At 45.5% G+C, this 13,671-nt stretch carries 24 protein-coding genes; all 24 read left to right on the plus strand.

Annotated features, from left to right (window positions below):
* Nucleotides 1-1,053 precede the first annotated feature (1,053 nt).
* Nucleotides 1,054-1,689, plus strand: coding sequence for a 50S ribosomal protein L3 (rplC, locus tag A3775_RS05685; protein ID WP_066376313.1), 636 nt, complete (start codon nucleotides 1,054-1,056; stop codon nucleotides 1,687-1,689).
* Between the two features lie 78 nt (nucleotides 1,690-1,767).
* On the plus strand, nucleotides 1,768-2,400 hold the full coding sequence (gene rplD / locus A3775_RS05690) for a 50S ribosomal protein L4 (protein WP_066376315.1): 633 nt from the start codon (nucleotides 1,768-1,770) through the stop codon (nucleotides 2,398-2,400).
* The gene (locus tag A3775_RS05695; RefSeq protein WP_066376318.1) at nucleotides 2,393-2,707 is read left to right on the plus strand and encodes a 50S ribosomal protein L23; all 315 of its coding nucleotides are present in this window, start codon (nucleotides 2,393-2,395) and stop codon (nucleotides 2,705-2,707) included. Before rplD ends, A3775_RS05695 begins: the two co-directional genes overlap by 8 nt.
* Before the next feature lie 6 nt (nucleotides 2,708-2,713).
* Nucleotides 2,714-3,577 (plus strand): 50S ribosomal protein L2, encoded by an 864-nt coding sequence (gene rplB, locus A3775_RS05700; RefSeq protein ID WP_066376319.1) that lies wholly within the window; start codon nucleotides 2,714-2,716, stop codon nucleotides 3,575-3,577.
* A 101-nt stretch (nucleotides 3,578-3,678) separates the two neighbouring features.
* Nucleotides 3,679-3,957 (plus strand): 30S ribosomal protein S19, encoded by a 279-nt coding sequence (rpsS, locus tag A3775_RS05705; protein WP_066376322.1) that lies wholly within the window; start codon nucleotides 3,679-3,681, stop codon nucleotides 3,955-3,957.
* Between the two features lie 71 nt (nucleotides 3,958-4,028).
* A complete protein-coding gene (gene rplV / locus A3775_RS05710; protein ID WP_066376325.1) occupies nucleotides 4,029-4,388 on the plus strand; it encodes a 50S ribosomal protein L22 in 360 nt (119 codons plus the stop codon).
* Nucleotides 4,389-4,439: 51 nt separating this feature from the next.
* Nucleotides 4,440-5,195, plus strand: coding sequence for a 30S ribosomal protein S3 (rpsC, locus tag A3775_RS05715; RefSeq protein ID WP_066376327.1), 756 nt, complete (start codon nucleotides 4,440-4,442; stop codon nucleotides 5,193-5,195).
* A gap of 102 nt (nucleotides 5,196-5,297) precedes the next feature.
* The gene (gene rplP / locus A3775_RS05720) at nucleotides 5,298-5,726 is read left to right on the plus strand and encodes a 50S ribosomal protein L16 (RefSeq protein ID WP_066376330.1); all 429 of its coding nucleotides are present in this window, start codon (nucleotides 5,298-5,300) and stop codon (nucleotides 5,724-5,726) included.
* 3 nt (nucleotides 5,727-5,729) lie between these two features.
* The gene (gene rpmC / locus A3775_RS05725) at nucleotides 5,730-5,957 is read left to right on the plus strand and encodes a 50S ribosomal protein L29 (RefSeq protein ID WP_066376332.1); all 228 of its coding nucleotides are present in this window, start codon (nucleotides 5,730-5,732) and stop codon (nucleotides 5,955-5,957) included.
* 6 nt (nucleotides 5,958-5,963) lie between these two features.
* Complete coding sequence (gene rpsQ, locus A3775_RS05730; protein WP_066376334.1) at nucleotides 5,964-6,215, plus strand: 30S ribosomal protein S17; 252 nt, start codon at nucleotides 5,964-5,966, stop codon at nucleotides 6,213-6,215.
* 25 nt (nucleotides 6,216-6,240) lie between these two features.
* The gene (rplN, locus tag A3775_RS05735) at nucleotides 6,241-6,609 is read left to right on the plus strand and encodes a 50S ribosomal protein L14 (protein WP_066376335.1); all 369 of its coding nucleotides are present in this window, start codon (nucleotides 6,241-6,243) and stop codon (nucleotides 6,607-6,609) included.
* Entirely contained in the window at nucleotides 6,609-6,956 is a 348-nt protein-coding gene (gene rplX, locus A3775_RS05740) for a 50S ribosomal protein L24 (RefSeq protein ID WP_066376337.1), read from the plus strand. The genes rplN and rplX overlap by 1 nt, the downstream gene beginning before the upstream one ends.
* A gap of 104 nt (nucleotides 6,957-7,060) precedes the next feature.
* Nucleotides 7,061-7,609: a 50S ribosomal protein L5 gene (gene rplE, locus A3775_RS05745; RefSeq protein ID WP_066376347.1), complete on the plus strand. Its 549-nt coding sequence runs from the start codon at nucleotides 7,061-7,063 to the stop codon at nucleotides 7,607-7,609.
* A 20-nt stretch (nucleotides 7,610-7,629) separates the two neighbouring features.
* Nucleotides 7,630-8,031: a 30S ribosomal protein S8 gene (gene rpsH, locus A3775_RS05750; protein WP_066376349.1), complete on the plus strand. Its 402-nt coding sequence runs from the start codon at nucleotides 7,630-7,632 to the stop codon at nucleotides 8,029-8,031.
* A 61-nt stretch (nucleotides 8,032-8,092) separates the two neighbouring features.
* Complete coding sequence (gene rplF / locus A3775_RS05755) at nucleotides 8,093-8,641, plus strand: 50S ribosomal protein L6 (protein WP_066376353.1); 549 nt, start codon at nucleotides 8,093-8,095, stop codon at nucleotides 8,639-8,641.
* Nucleotides 8,642-8,643: 2 nt separating this feature from the next.
* The gene (rplR, locus tag A3775_RS05760) at nucleotides 8,644-9,006 is read left to right on the plus strand and encodes a 50S ribosomal protein L18 (protein WP_066376354.1); all 363 of its coding nucleotides are present in this window, start codon (nucleotides 8,644-8,646) and stop codon (nucleotides 9,004-9,006) included.
* Between the two features lie 106 nt (nucleotides 9,007-9,112).
* Complete coding sequence (gene rpsE, locus A3775_RS05765; protein ID WP_066376357.1) at nucleotides 9,113-9,637, plus strand: 30S ribosomal protein S5; 525 nt, start codon at nucleotides 9,113-9,115, stop codon at nucleotides 9,635-9,637.
* 58 nt (nucleotides 9,638-9,695) lie between these two features.
* Entirely contained in the window at nucleotides 9,696-10,142 is a 447-nt protein-coding gene (gene rplO, locus A3775_RS05770) for a 50S ribosomal protein L15 (protein ID WP_066376359.1), read from the plus strand.
* Between the two features lie 74 nt (nucleotides 10,143-10,216).
* Nucleotides 10,217-11,530, plus strand: coding sequence for a preprotein translocase subunit SecY (gene secY, locus A3775_RS05775; RefSeq protein ID WP_066376364.1), 1,314 nt, complete (start codon nucleotides 10,217-10,219; stop codon nucleotides 11,528-11,530).
* Nucleotides 11,530-12,084 carry an adenylate kinase gene (locus A3775_RS05780; RefSeq protein ID WP_066376368.1) on the plus strand — a complete coding sequence of 185 codons (555 nt, stop codon included), beginning with the start codon at nucleotides 11,530-11,532 and terminating at the stop codon, nucleotides 12,082-12,084. Before secY ends, A3775_RS05780 begins: the two co-directional genes overlap by 1 nt.
* A gap of 180 nt (nucleotides 12,085-12,264) precedes the next feature.
* Nucleotides 12,265-12,489: a translation initiation factor IF-1 gene (infA, locus tag A3775_RS05785; protein WP_006276978.1), complete on the plus strand. Its 225-nt coding sequence runs from the start codon at nucleotides 12,265-12,267 to the stop codon at nucleotides 12,487-12,489.
* Nucleotides 12,490-12,605: 116 nt separating this feature from the next.
* Nucleotides 12,606-12,719 carry a 50S ribosomal protein L36 gene (gene rpmJ / locus A3775_RS23435; RefSeq protein ID WP_082803684.1) on the plus strand — a complete coding sequence of 38 codons (114 nt, stop codon included), beginning with the start codon at nucleotides 12,606-12,608 and terminating at the stop codon, nucleotides 12,717-12,719.
* A gap of 113 nt (nucleotides 12,720-12,832) precedes the next feature.
* The gene (gene rpsM / locus A3775_RS05790) at nucleotides 12,833-13,213 is read left to right on the plus strand and encodes a 30S ribosomal protein S13 (RefSeq protein WP_066376371.1); all 381 of its coding nucleotides are present in this window, start codon (nucleotides 12,833-12,835) and stop codon (nucleotides 13,211-13,213) included.
* Between the two features lie 54 nt (nucleotides 13,214-13,267).
* Entirely contained in the window at nucleotides 13,268-13,663 is a 396-nt protein-coding gene (gene rpsK / locus A3775_RS05795) for a 30S ribosomal protein S11 (protein WP_066376373.1), read from the plus strand.
* Nucleotides 13,664-13,671 lie beyond the last annotated feature (8 nt).

Consider the following 13,671-nt stretch of genomic DNA (forward strand, 5'->3'; position numbering starts at 1 on the left):
ATTTTCCGGAGTTTTGTCCTATCCCACTTTGATATCTCTATTATTTACTTTGAAGTGATCATTAATGAGATAACAAAGCTTATGCTCTAAATAAGCTAAACTCAATTCTATCAGTCTCTATCAGCATCTTCTCCAGCCGTTAACGGTTTTCTTACGGGTGTAAGGGTGTCAAAGACGCAATGATCATGTTAATTACTTCCTGCCCCGAAAAAATTTAGAAAATTGTGACAAAGTTTCTAGACAAGCGGCAACAAAGAGTTTATAATCTGAGATTGTGACCAAAATTGCAAATTTAAGATACTATGTAATTAGGATAGAGAGCGATCGCCCTCGCGCCTAATCACCGAAATCTCTAGAAAAAAATTCACTGAGATTACACAAAAACTGGTAAACTTGAAAAGCTTTAAAGTCACAACAAAGCTGATGGCTCAAAAAAACGAGCCTATAGTGAGTTTCAGGCTACATTGACTCTTGTAGTCATGGAAAAACAAGCAAAACCTAAAAATTTTGTACTTGTTCAACTGTGCGGAGGGGCATCTCGTGCAGTATAAACAAAGCTCAGTCAATGTCCGACGGGATACCGGGAGTCGCTGAGAAGCCCACACTGTATGTTGAGCATCAGTGTGTGAGTATGTCACCTGCATGACATTATCTAAAACTCAGTGGAAAGGATACTGAGCAGCAAAAGCCGCTTAAGTCCCACTAAAACACGGCAGTCTTAATGAATCGGGAGAACCGCTCAGAAAACTGCCGCCAGAAAGTGCCTAAGTAATTGCTAGGACGAAAGCATTACTGCACGAAGCGCAAAGCTATCAAGCCTTGCCTTGCTACCAGAAGTTAAACCTTCCCTGATAGAAGGTGCTTGTGGATGTTCTGGTGATTAAGTGAGTGCAACTAAATAGATTCACAAACAGTAAAGACACCGCCTGTTGTCTCCGGCAGAATTTGCAGTGGTAGCAGCCGCTTACAAATTCATCTAATTCGTCCGTTCATCACCGGAATTCGCACAGTGTGTCACCAAATCCGATTTAGTAGAAAGGAGAGCCAGTTACTGTGTCTGTAGGAATTCTCGGCACCAAGCTGGGCATGACCCAAATCTTTGATGAAGCAGGAGTAGCCATTCCTGTAACCGTCGTCCAAGTAGGGCCATGTGTCGTTACACAAGTAAAAAGTAAACAAACCGATGGTTACACCGCCATTCAAGTTGGATATGGCGAAGTTAAACCAAAGGCACTCAATAAACCCTTGTTGGGACATTTAGCCAAATCGTCCGCGCCAGCATTACGGCATCTCAAAGAGTATCGCACAGATAGTTCTAGCGATTACAGTTTAGGACAAGAGATTAAAGCAGATATTTTTAGTGCAGGTCAAATTGTAGACGTTATCGGTACGAGTATCGGTCGCGGCTTTGCAGGCAACCAAAAGCGGAATAACTTTGGTCGTGGGCCAATGTCACACGGTTCTAAAAACCATAGAGCACCCGGTTCAATAGGTGCTGGTACAACCCCAGGTCGTGTTTATCCCGGTAAGCGGATGGCAGGGCGTTTAGGTGGTAGCCAAGTCACAATTCGCAAACTAACCGTAGTGCGAGTAGATGCCGAGCGTAACTTGGTGTTAATCAAAGGCTCTGTTCCTGGGAAACCAGGCTCATTACTGAATATTGTGCCAGCCAAGAAAGTTGGCAAGTAGTCAACAGTCAACAGTCGATAGTCTCAGGACTATGGACTACAAGCTATGGACTATGGACTAACGACAAAGGACACAAAAATGGTTGAAAGTGTAGTGAAAAATTGGCAAGGAGAAGAAGTTGGACAGAAAACGTTCGACTTGCGCTCTGCCAAAGCGGAAACAGCATCTCATATTGTACACCGCGCTTTAGTAAGACAAATGACCAACTCCCGCCAAGGAACTGCCAGCACCAAAACCCGTGCTGAAGTTCGAGGCGGTGGTCGTAAACCTTGGCGGCAAAAAGGCACAGGTCGCGCTCGTGCTGGTTCTATTCGTTCACCATTGTGGCGTGGTGGTGGTGTGATCTTCGGGCCAAAACCCAGAGATTTCAACGTCAAAATGAACCGGAAAGAACGCCGGTTAGCACTGCGGACAGCATTAGTCAGCCGTGCAGAAGACCTGATTGTAGTAGAAGAATTTAACAACGAGTTAGCTCGCCCCAAAACCAAAGAATTGGTAACAGCACTTGCGCGTTGGGGTGCGGCACCAGAACAAAAGACATTATTAATTTTGTCTGAGCTTTCCGAAAATATTTACTTGTCAGGTCGCAACATCGAGAACTTAAAGCTGCTTGCTGCTGACCAACTAAATGTTTACGACTTGCTACACGCTGACAAGATTGTAGTGACAACCTCAGCCCTAGATAAAATTCAGGAGGTCTACAGTGGCTAAGTTTGACCCCCGCAACCTTGCTGACTTAGTGCGTCGCCCCATCCTCACGGAAAAAGCGACCATTATGATGGAGCAGAACAAATACACATTTGAAGTCACTCCCAAGTCCACCAAGCCACAAATTAAGGCCGCAATAGAGGACTTATTTCAGGTCAAGGTTGTACAAGTAAACACCTCATTACCTCCCCGGAAAAAGCGGCGTGTAGGTAAATTTATTGGATTTAAGCCCCAATATAAGCGTGCGATTGTCACCGTTGCGCCTGGGGATGTAGAGAAAATTAGACAAGTTCTATTCCCAGAGGTCTAAGATATCATGGGTACTCGTTCTTATCGCCCCTATACCCCCAGCACTCGTCAAGTTACCATCTCTGACTTTGCGGAAATTACCAAAACCGAACCAGAAAAATCTCTGACGGTATATATACACCGCGCCAAAGGTCGGAACAACCAAGGGCGGATTACTAGCCGTCGTCGCGGTGGTGGACACAAAAAACTGTATCGGATCATCGACTTCAAGAGAGACAAGCGGAATATTCCCGCTACAGTAGTAGCTGTTGAATATGATCCAAACCGCAATGCTCGGATTGCGCTGGTAACTTATGAAGATGGTGAAAAGCGGTACATTCTCCACCCGAATGGTTTAAAAGTAGGGACAAAAATTATTGCTGGCCCTGAAGCCCCAATTGAAGATGGTAACGCTTTACCCTTGGCGAATATTCCCTTGGGTACCACCGTTCATAACGTTGAATTAGTTGCCGGTAAAGGCGCGCAAATCGTCCGCGCAGCTGGTGCATCTGCCCAAGTCATGGCAAAAGAAGGTAATTACGTCACACTCAAGTTACCTTCTGGGGAAGTCCGCATGATTCGCCGCGAGTGTTACGCCACCATTGGGCAAGTAGGTAACACAGATGCTAGAAACCTGAGTGCAGGTAAAGCCGGAAGAAATCGCTGGAAAGGCCGCCGCCCCAAAGTTAGAGGTAGCGTCATGAACCCAGTAGATCACCCCCACGGTGGTGGTGAGGGTAGAGCGCCTATCGGTAGATCCGGCCCTGTAACACCTTGGGGTAAACCAGCCTTGGGTGCAAAAACACGCAAGCCTAAGAAACCCAGCAGCAAGTTGATTGTACGTCGTCGTCGTAAATCTTCTAAACGCGGTCGCGGTGGTCGTGAGTCCTAGAATTGTAGGTTTTAGATTGGGTCTAACTGTCATTGAATTAGACATTTAATTATTCAAAATCTAAAATTCTCAATCCCAAATCCAAAATCCAAAACTGAACTATGGGTCGTTCTCTTAAAAAAGGTCCTTTCGTTGCCGATCATTTACTCAGCAAAATTGAAAAGCTGAATGCAAAAAACGAAAAACAAGTAATTAAAACTTGGTCGAGAGCATCGACAATTCTGCCCCAAATGGTAGGCCATACCATAGCAGTTCATAACGGACGGCAGCACGTACCAGTGTTTATCAGTGATCAAATGGTAGGTCACAAATTGGGTGAATTTGCTCCCACACGCACCTACAGGGGGCATGGGAAAAGTGACAAAAAAGCAGGGAGATAGTCAAAAGTCAACAGTCAAAAGTCGCAAGTAATTACTGAATGACTATTGACTATTGACTCAAGGAGAAAATTATGGCTACAGAGACTACTGAAGTAAAGGCGATCGCCCGTTATATACGCATGTCTCCCTTCAAAGTACGTCGTGTACTTGATCAAATCCGGGGACGCTCCTATCGGGAAGCATTAATTATCCTGGAATTCATGCCTTATCGAGCCACTGAGCCAGTTTTAAAACTGCTAAGAAGTGCTGCCGCCAACGCTGAACACAACGCCGGGTTAGATCGCACCGAGCTAGTAATTACTCAGGCTTATGCTGATCAAGGCCCTGTATTGAAACGTTTCCAACCTAGAGCGCAAGGTAGAGCTTACCAAATTCGCAAGCCAACGTGTCATATCACCTTGGCTGTGGCTGCAAGTGCCAATGCTAAGTAAGTTCTCATCCCAAAAAATTGCGTAAAGTTAGAAATTTTAGAGGAAACATTTGTGGGACAGAAGATTCATCCAATTGGTTTTCGCTTGGGGATTACCCAAGAACACCAATCACGTTGGTTTGCAGATCCAGAACGCTATCCAGAACTGCTCCAAGAAGACCACAAACTCCGTAAATACATAGAGCAGAAACTGGGTAGATACGCTCAAAACAATGCTGGCATTTCTGAAGTAAAAATTGAGCGCAAAGCAGACCAAATCGACCTAGAAGTACGCACCGCCCGTCCTGGTGTAGTTGTAGGTCGTGGTGGACAAGGTATTGAAGCATTACGTACCGGACTGCAAGAACTGTTAGGCAACAACCGCCAAATTCGCATTAACGTTGTTGAAGTCCAAAAAGTAGACGCTGATGCTAACTTAATCGGCGAATATATTGCACAACAGCTAGAACGTCGTGTATCCTTCCGTCGTGTAGTTAGACAAGCAATTCAACGCGCTCAACGTGCAGGTATTCAAGGCATTAAAGTGCAAGTCAGTGGACGACTCAACGGTGCGGAAATTGCCCGAACCGAGTGGACTCGTGAGGGAAGAGTACCCTTACATACCTTACGGGCTAACATTGACTACTCTTACTGCACAGCTAAAACCATTTATGGAATTCTGGGCATCAAAGTTTGGGTATTCAAAGGAGAAATTATTCCTGGACAAGAAGAAGCCCCATCCCAACCAGCAACCCGTGAACGCGAACCTCGTCGTCGTCAACAACAGCGTCGTCGCCAACAGTTTGAAGACCGCTCTAATGAAGGCTAGGGTTTAGACCAACTTAGGCTAGAGCCTAGAACAGAACATACTAGACTTTAGTCCTAAATTCCTAATCCCTAATCTCTAATCCCTAATCGCTAGTTAGTCGTCATGTTAAGTCCTAGAAGAACTAAATTCCGCAAACAACAGCGCGGACGGATGACGGGTCTAGCCCACCGTGGTAGTACCCTCAACTTTGGAGATTTTGCTCTCCAAGCTCAAGAGCCAGCTTGGATCACCTCTCGGCAAATCGAGGCTTCCCGTCGGGCAATGACTCGCTACATCCGCCGGGGTGGTAAAATTTGGATTCGGATTTTCCCAGATAAACCCGTAACTATGCGTCCGGCTGAAACCCGGATGGGTTCCGGTAAAGGTAATCCAGAATTCTGGGTAGCCGTAGTCAAACCAGGACGGATCTTGTTTGAAATCGCTGGCGTTTCTGAAGAAGTCGCCCGTGAAGCCATGCGCTTGGCAGCTTACAAGCTACCGATTAAAACTAAGTTTATTGTGCGCTCTCAACAAGTAGAGGAGCAGGAGTAGGTTATGCCTCTTCCCAAGATTTCAGAAGCTAGAGAATTAACTGACGAGAAACTGGCGGAGGAAATTATCGCCGTTAAAAAACAACTGTTTCAGTTGCGCTTACAAAAGGCAACTAGACAGTTAGATAAACCCCACCAGTTCCGCCATGCCCGCCATCGCCTCGCCCAACTACTGACAGTAGAAGCAGAAAGAAAGCAGGTGGCCAGTCAACCGACTCAAGAAGAAAAGTAGGAATTTATGGCAGTCAAAGAACGAGTTGGCTTGGTAGTGAGCGATAAAATGCAAAAAACGGTGGTAGTCGCCGTAGAAAACCGCTCTCCCCATCCCAAATACGGCAAGATTGTAGTCCAAACCCGGCGTTATAAAGCTCACGACGCAGAAAATCAATGTAAAGTGGGCGATCGCGTGCGGATTCAGGAAACCAGACCCCTGAGTAAAACCAAACGCTGGCAAGTGACCGAAATCCTCAACACTAAGGCTACAACTTAAAAGTTGTGCAGAAGGGAGATAAATTGTGATTCAACCCCAAACTTATCTGAATGTGGCAGATAATAGTGGCGCACGTAAACTGATGTGTATCCGTGTTTTAGGCGGGGGTAACAGACGTTACGGTTTCGTGGGCGACAAAATTATCGCTGTTGTCAAAGATGCCAATCCTAATATGGCAGTGAAAAAATCCGATGTGGTCGAGGCGGTAATTGTTCGCACCCGCCATAACATCAATCGTGATAGCGGCATGAGCATTCGGTTTGACGATAACGCTGCCGTAATTATCAACAAAGATGGTAATCCCAGAGGTACACGGGTATTTGGCCCAGTAGCGCGGGAACTGCGCGACAAGAACTTTACCAAAATTGTTTCTCTGGCTCCGGAGGTGCTGTAATGGCAAGCCAAAAGGACAAAACATTCCACAAAATGCACGTCAAAACCGGCGACACAGTGCAAGTGATTGCTGGCAAAGACAAAGGCAAAGTAGGCGAAGTGATCAAAGCACTGCCCGAATTTAGTAAAGTCATTGTCAAAGGCGTAAATATTAAAACCAAGCACGTCAAGCCCCAACAGGAAGGGGAATCTGGGCGGATCGTGACTCAGGAAGCACCCATCCATAGCTCCAACGTCATGCTTTACTCCACCAAACAAAACGTCGCTAGCCGTGTTTGTTACACTTTCACCGCAGAAGGCAAGAAAGTAAGGAAACTCAAGAAAACTGGCGAAATCCTCGATAATTAAAGGATTTGCTGGCTTGAGATTTGAGATTGTAAATTTAATCCCAAATCGAAACTCTGAAATTAAGTTTCCCTGACCAAGCCCAGGGATTATCAGGACAAAAAACTATGGCGACACCCAAACTCAAAACCTTATATCTAGAGACGATTGTCCCCAAACTCACCCAGCAGTTTCAGTACACCAACGTTCATCAAGTACCAAAAGTGGTGAAAGTTACTGTTAACCGAGGTCTAGGGGAAGCCGCACAAAATGCTAAGGCTCTGGAAGCATCTTTGAGCGAAATTGCCGTGATTACTGGTCAAAAACCAGTGGTGACCAGAGCGAAAAAAGCGATCGCTGGCTTTAAAATTCGTCAAGGTATGCCTGTCGGCATCATGGTAACTCTCAGAGGCGAGAGAATGTATGCCTTTCTCGACCGACTGATTAACTTATCTCTACCTAGAATCAGAGACTTCCGAGGCATTAGCCCCAAAAGCTTTGACGGCCGTGGTAACTATACCCTGGGCGTAAGAGAACAGTTGATTTTTCCTGAAGTCGAGTACGACAGCATCGACCAAATCCGTGGTCTTGATATTTCTATTATCACTACAGCGAAAACCGACGAAGAGGGCCGCGCCCTACTTAAAGAAATGGGAATGCCCTTTCGCGATCAATAAGTTCATCTAAAGAGGGAACGATGGCGGCTAACGACACAATTGCAGATATGCTGACGCGCATCCGCAATGCTAACATGGCAAGGCATCAAACTACACAAGTGCCAGCCACAAAAATGACCCGTAGCATTGCTAGAGTGCTACAGGAAGAAGGCTTTATTGCTGAATTTTCAGAAGAAGGTGAAGGTGTAAAACGTAACTTGGTTATTTCCCTGAAATATAAGGGGAAAAATCGCCAGCCTTTAATTACCGCCCTCAAGCGTATAAGTAAGCCTGGGTTGCGTGTTTACTCCAACAGAAAAGAATTGCCAAGGGTACTAGGCGGCATCGGTATTGCCATCATTTCTACATCCAGTGGGATCATGACCGACCGCGAAGCACGGCGGCAGAACTTGGGTGGTGAAGTGCTCTGCTACGTTTGGTAGTCGTCAATAGTCAATGGTCAATTCTCATTGACAACTGACAAATGATAAAGGACACAGAATCATGTCTCGTATTGGTAAACGTCCAATTACTGTTCCCACCAAAGTACAAGTGACAATTGATGGTAGTAAAGTGAGCGTGAAAGGGCCGAAAGGTGAACTTTCCCAAGATTTACCCACCAATGTCACAGTTACTCAAGATGGGGACACACTGCTAGTAACCCGTAAGGATGACTCCCGTAGATCCAGACAAATGCACGGTTTAAGCCGGACTTTGGTAGCCAACATGGTAGAGGGAGTTTCTCAAGGTTTCCAAAAGCGTTTAGAAATTCAAGGTGTAGGTTATCGCGCCCAAGTACAAGGGCGAAACTTAGTTTTGAATATTGGTTTTAGCCATCAAGTACAAATTGAACCACCAGACGGAATTCAGTTTGCTGTAGAAAACAACACTAACGTCATTGTCAGTGGTTATGACAAAGAAGTAGTAGGGAATACAGCAGCCAAAATTCGTGGCGTTCGTCCACCAGAACCTTATAAGGGCAAAGGTATTCGCTATGCCAATGAGGTGGTAAGACGCAAAGCTGGTAAGACTGGTAAGAGTGGTAAGAAGTAAACATGAAACTTACTCGTAGAGAATCAAAACAGCGTCGTCACAGACGCATCCGTGCCAAAATTAAAGGTTCGCCAGAACGCCCACGGCTGTCTGTATTTCGTTCTAATGAGCATATTTATGCTCAAGTAATTGATGATACAAAACATCAAACTTTGGTCGCTGCTTCGACTTTAGAACCAGGTTTGAAATCTGAGCTAGCTTCAGGTGCTAACTGTACAGCATCAGCGCAAGTGGGTAAATTGATCGCCGCCCGATCGCTCGAAAAGGGCATTACCCAAGTCGTGTTTGATCGCGGTGGTAACTTGTATCACGGTCGCATTAAAGCACTAGCTGAAGCAGCACGCGAGGCTGGTTTAGATTTCTAGAGTCATTAGTCATTAGTCATTAGTCATTGGTCATTCAACAAATGACAAAGGGCAAATGACAACTGACAAATGACAATTGACAAATGACATTGAGAGAACAGTAATTATGGCAACAAATCGTCGTAAAGCTAACCGCGCGAAAAAAGAAGAAACCAACTGGCAAGAGCGGGTAATTCAAATCCGACGGGTGAGCAAGGTTGTTAAAGGCGGTAAAAAACTCAGCTTCCGCGCGATCGTCGTCGTTGGTAACGAACGCGGCCAAGTCGGTGTCGGAGTTGGTAAAGCCTCAGATGTGATCGGTGCTGTGAAAAAAGGCGTAGCCGATGGCAAAAAGCACCTGATTGATATTCCCATCACCAAATCTAACTCCATCCCTCATCCGATTGATGGTGTAGGTGGCGGTGCTAAAGTAATTATGCGGCCAGCCGCCCCTGGTACTGGTGTAATTGCTGGGGGTGCTGTGCGGACAGTGCTGGAATTAGCCGGAGTTCGTAACGTTCTAGCTAAACAACTCGGCTCTAACAACCCACTCAACAACGCCAGAGCAGCTGTTAACGCCTTGTCTACCCTGCGTACCTTAGCTGAAGTCGCTGAAGACCGAGGCATTGCCATTGAAAAACTCTACATCTAAATCGTCATTTGTCCGATGTGAAAATGACAACTGACAACTGACAAACACAAGAAAGGTTATGAGACTCAACGATGTTAAGCCCCAAAAAGGCTCTAAAAAACGCCGTAGCCGTGTAGGTAGAGGTATTTCTGCTGGTCAAGGCGCAAGTGCTGGTGCAGGTATGAGAGGTCAAAAAGCTCGTTCTGGTAGCAGTACCAGACCAGGGTTTGAAGGTGGTCAGCAGCCATTGTACCGCCGCATACCAAAACTCAAGGGTTTTCCTTTAGTTAATCGGAAAATTTACACTACGATTAATGTAGAGAAGCTAGCCTCTCTTCCTACCAATACAGAAGTAACTTTGGACTCACTCAAAGCAGCAGGGATCATCACTGCTGTGAAAGGCCCATTGAAAATTTTGGGTAACGGAGAATTGGGCGTGGCACTCCAAGTCAAAGCGGCAGCTTTCACAGGGCAAGCTCGTAGCAAAATTGAGGCAGCTGGAGGGAGTTGCGAAGTTTTAGGGTGAGCCAGCAAAGCGCACTTACTTAACTGCCGTCTAACTCGCTTCCAGCGTCTGGTTCACGACAAAGGTAGCACTCTATGATCAGTCGAGATAAAGCCCCAACGGCTCAAGAAACTTTTATGCAGATGGCACAAGCAGCTGGACTCAGAGGTAGGCTGCTTGTCACTGTCGGTATTTTAATTTTGGTTCGCCTGGGTATCTTTTTACCAGTACCAGGAATTGATCGGACTCGGTTCGCGGAAGCTATATCGGGAAACAATTCCATATTCGGTTTATTGGATATATTTTCCGGGCGAGGACTTTCCACATTAGGAGTCTTTGCTTTAGGAATTCTTCCCTTTATTAATGCGTCCATTATTATCCAATTGCTGACAGCTGCCATTCCATCTTTAGAAAATTTACAGAAAAATGAGGGAGAAGCTGGTCGGCGGAAAATTTCCCAAATCACTCGCTATGTAGCACTAGGTTGGGCGATTGTTCAAAGCGTGGCTTTTTCGGCTTTATTTCTCCAGCAATTTGCTTTAAATCCAGGGCCGGTATTCGTCGGGGAAACGGCGATCGCTCTCACTGCTGGTTCCATGTTCGTTATGTGGGCTTCTGAACTGATTACAGAACGTGGTCTAGGTAACGGAGCATCTTTGTTGATTTTTGTCAACATTGTTGCTTCCTTGCCGAAATCCTTGGGTGACACAATTGACTTGGTGCAAGTAGGCGGTAGGGAAATCGTCGGGCGCGTGATTGTCCTCGTCTTGGTGTTTATGTTGACGATTGTGGGGATCGTGTTTGTTCAAGAAGGAATTCGCCGTATCCCCATCATCTCGGCGCGTCGTCAAGTAGGCAGACGTGTATTAGCTGAACAACGCAGTTATTTACCTCTGCGTCTCATCTCTGGTGGTGTAATGCCGATTATTTTTGCGGCTGCCATTCTGAGTTTGCCACTATTGATTGCCAATTTTACAAAAAACCCCGAACTAGCAAACATTGTTAATACTTATTTAAGTCCCGGTGGTTCTGGTTCTTGGGTTTATGCCCTAGTTTACTTAATTTCCATTGTTTTCTTCAGCTATTTCTACTCTTCTTTGATTATTAACCCAGTAGATATAGCGCAAAACTTGAAGAAAATGGGTTCTAGTATTCCTGGTATTCGTCCAGGTAAAGCAACTAGCGAGTACATCGAGCGTGTAATTAACCGACTGACTTTGTTAGGTGCTATCTTTTTGGGCTTGGTAGCGATTATTCCCACCGCCGTTGAAAGAGCGTTAGGAGTGCCAACTTTTAGAGGATTGGGTGCTACTTCCTTACTCATCCTTGTGGGTGTGGCGATAGAAACAGCCAAGCAAGTCCAAACTTATGTGATTTCTCAGCGATATGAAGGAATGGTGAAGCAATAGTGACGCGATTAATCTTCTTGGGGCCGCCTGGAGCCGGTAAAGGAACGCAAGCTCAAATTTTGGCAGAACATCTACACATTCCTCATATTTCCACTGGGGAAATATTGAGACAAGCCATGAAAGAGCAAACTCCTTTAGGAGTTAAAGCCCAAAGCTATGTTGATAGCGGTGAGCTAGTTCCTGATCAGTTGGTGCAGGACTTGGTAGAGGAACGTTTAAAACAACCAGATGCTGAATCTGGGTGGATTTTAGATGGCTTTCCCCGTAAAGTCACACAAGCAGCTTTTTTAGAACAATTACTGCAAAAAACTGGTCAAGGCGGCGAAAGGGTGGTCAATTTGGATGCGCCTGATGATGTGGTGGTAACGCGGTTATTAGCAAGGGGACGCAAAGACGATACGGAAGAAATTATTCGTCGTCGTCTGGAAGTTTACCGTAATGAAACTTCACCCTTGATCAATTATTATCGCGATCGCCAGAAACTCCTGACTGTGAATGGCAATCAGTCCCAAGAAGAAGTCACTGATGAATTGCAAAATGTGATCCGTTCCTAAACTGAGCATTGGGAGTAGTAGATCGAGAATTCGTCACTCACTACTCCCTTCGGTTTCAGGATGCTAGACAATTTTAGCTAAGATATATTAATAAACCATTGATATATTTATCAATTTGTGTTCTCTTGCAGATCAGCAAGGTGAAAACAAACAAAACTGTTGAGTTGAGGAATAAATAAGTTGTCTAAGCAAGATTTAATCGAAATGGAAGGCACTGTCACCGAATCATTGCCGAATGCGATGTTTCGCGTTGACCTTGACAACGGGTTTAATGTTTTAGCCCACATTTCTGGTAAGATTCGCCGGAACTACATCAAGATTTTACCTGGCGATCGCGTCAAAGTGGAACTCACCCCTTACGACCTGACCAAAGGTAGAATTACTTATCGCTTGCGGAAAAAATAATCGTATGTAAGGAAGTTTACCATAAAACAATTTATTTGGGTGTTACTCACTCACTTAATTGGATAATTTTTCCTAAAAATGCTATAATTTAATATTTGGAGTCCATTACAACAGGCATGAAAGTCAGAGCCTCAGTCAAAAAGATTTGCGAAAAGTGTAACGTGATCAAACGTCGTGGTCGCGTCATGGTGATTTGCATTAATCCCAAACACAAGCAACGCCAAGGATAATCCTCTCAAACATTGAGAGTAACTAGGAAGACAGATAATCACTAGAGAAGATACAGACGCATTCAAAGCGTTTTACGATCAGCAACTGCGAAAACAATAGGGAGAGATTAGTTGTGGCACGTATTGCCGGAGTAGACCTGCCACGCGACAAGCGTGTTGAAATTGGTCTGACCTACATTTACGGGATTGGCTTAACAAAATCCCACCAAATTTTAGCGGCGACAGGAGTAAATCCTGATACCCGTGTTAAAGAACTCAGTGATGCCGATGTGGCAGCCTTACGCGCAGAAATCGAAAGCAACCATCAAGTTGAAGGTGACTTGCGCCGTTGGGAAGCTATGAACATCAAGCGGTTGGTTGACATCGGTACCTATAGAGGTCGCCGTCACCGCATGGGCTTACCAGTTAGAGGACAAAGAACTCGTACTAACGCCAGAACCCGCCGAGGGAGAAGGCAGACAGTGGCCGGTAAGAAAAAAGCTCCCGGTAAATAACATCTCTATGCTTGCTGACTCAAGCAAGTTTTCCTTTAGATTTACTGAACAAATATGGCGAAACAACCAACTAAAAAATCTGGGAGTAAGAAGCAGAAGCGTAACGTTCCCAACGGAAAGGCATACATCCAGTCTACTTTCAACAATAGCATTGTCACCATTACCGATCAAAATGGCGATGTTATCTCCTGGGCCAGTGCTGGTTCTAGCGGTTTCAAAGGTGCTAAAAAAGGAACTCCTTTCGCAGCCCAAACAGCCGCCGAAAGTGCAGCCCGCCGAGCCATCGACCAAGGAATGCGCCAAATTGAGGTAATGGTAAGTGGCCCAGGTGCAGGGCGAGAAACTGCAATTCGCGCCCTTCAAGGTGCAGGACTGGAAATTACACTGATTCGGGATATCACACCCATTCCTCATAATGGTTGCCGTCCACCCAAACGTCGCCGCGTGTAGAGCCAAAC

It is taken from the genome of Anabaena sp. 4-3 (assembly GCF_001597745.1).
GTDB lineage: Bacteria > Cyanobacteriota > Cyanobacteriia > Cyanobacteriales > Nostocaceae > Trichormus.

Excerpts from the sequence above, each read along its gene's own strand:
- rplD (WP_066376315.1), top strand. The coding sequence starts at position 1,768 with ATGGTTGAAAGTGTAGTGAAAAATTGGCAAGGAGAAGAAGTTGGACAG.
- rplB (WP_066376319.1), top strand. The coding sequence starts at position 2,714 with ATGGGTACTCGTTCTTATCGCCCCTATACCCCCAGCACTCGTCAAGTT.
- rpsS (WP_066376322.1), top strand. The coding sequence starts at position 3,679 with ATGGGTCGTTCTCTTAAAAAAGGTCCTTTCGTTGCCGATCATTTACTC.
- rplV (WP_066376325.1), top strand. The coding sequence starts at position 4,029 with ATGGCTACAGAGACTACTGAAGTAAAGGCGATCGCCCGTTATATACGC.
- rplP (WP_066376330.1), top strand. The coding sequence starts at position 5,298 with ATGTTAAGTCCTAGAAGAACTAAATTCCGCAAACAACAGCGCGGACGG.
- rpmC (WP_066376332.1), top strand. The coding sequence starts at position 5,730 with ATGCCTCTTCCCAAGATTTCAGAAGCTAGAGAATTAACTGACGAGAAA.
- rpsQ (WP_066376334.1), top strand. The coding sequence starts at position 5,964 with ATGGCAGTCAAAGAACGAGTTGGCTTGGTAGTGAGCGATAAAATGCAA.
- rplX (WP_066376337.1), top strand. The coding sequence starts at position 6,609 with ATGGCAAGCCAAAAGGACAAAACATTCCACAAAATGCACGTCAAAACC.
- rplE (WP_066376347.1), top strand. The coding sequence starts at position 7,061 with ATGGCGACACCCAAACTCAAAACCTTATATCTAGAGACGATTGTCCCC.
- rpsH (WP_066376349.1), top strand. The coding sequence starts at position 7,630 with ATGGCGGCTAACGACACAATTGCAGATATGCTGACGCGCATCCGCAAT.
- rplF (WP_066376353.1), top strand. The coding sequence starts at position 8,093 with ATGTCTCGTATTGGTAAACGTCCAATTACTGTTCCCACCAAAGTACAA.
- rplR (WP_066376354.1), top strand. The coding sequence starts at position 8,644 with ATGAAACTTACTCGTAGAGAATCAAAACAGCGTCGTCACAGACGCATC.
- rpsE (WP_066376357.1), top strand. The coding sequence starts at position 9,113 with ATGGCAACAAATCGTCGTAAAGCTAACCGCGCGAAAAAAGAAGAAACC.
- rplO (WP_066376359.1), top strand. The coding sequence starts at position 9,696 with ATGAGACTCAACGATGTTAAGCCCCAAAAAGGCTCTAAAAAACGCCGT.
- secY (WP_066376364.1), top strand. The coding sequence starts at position 10,217 with ATGATCAGTCGAGATAAAGCCCCAACGGCTCAAGAAACTTTTATGCAG.
- rpmJ (WP_082803684.1), top strand. The coding sequence starts at position 12,606 with ATGAAAGTCAGAGCCTCAGTCAAAAAGATTTGCGAAAAGTGTAACGTG.
- rpsK (WP_066376373.1), top strand. The coding sequence starts at position 13,268 with ATGGCGAAACAACCAACTAAAAAATCTGGGAGTAAGAAGCAGAAGCGT.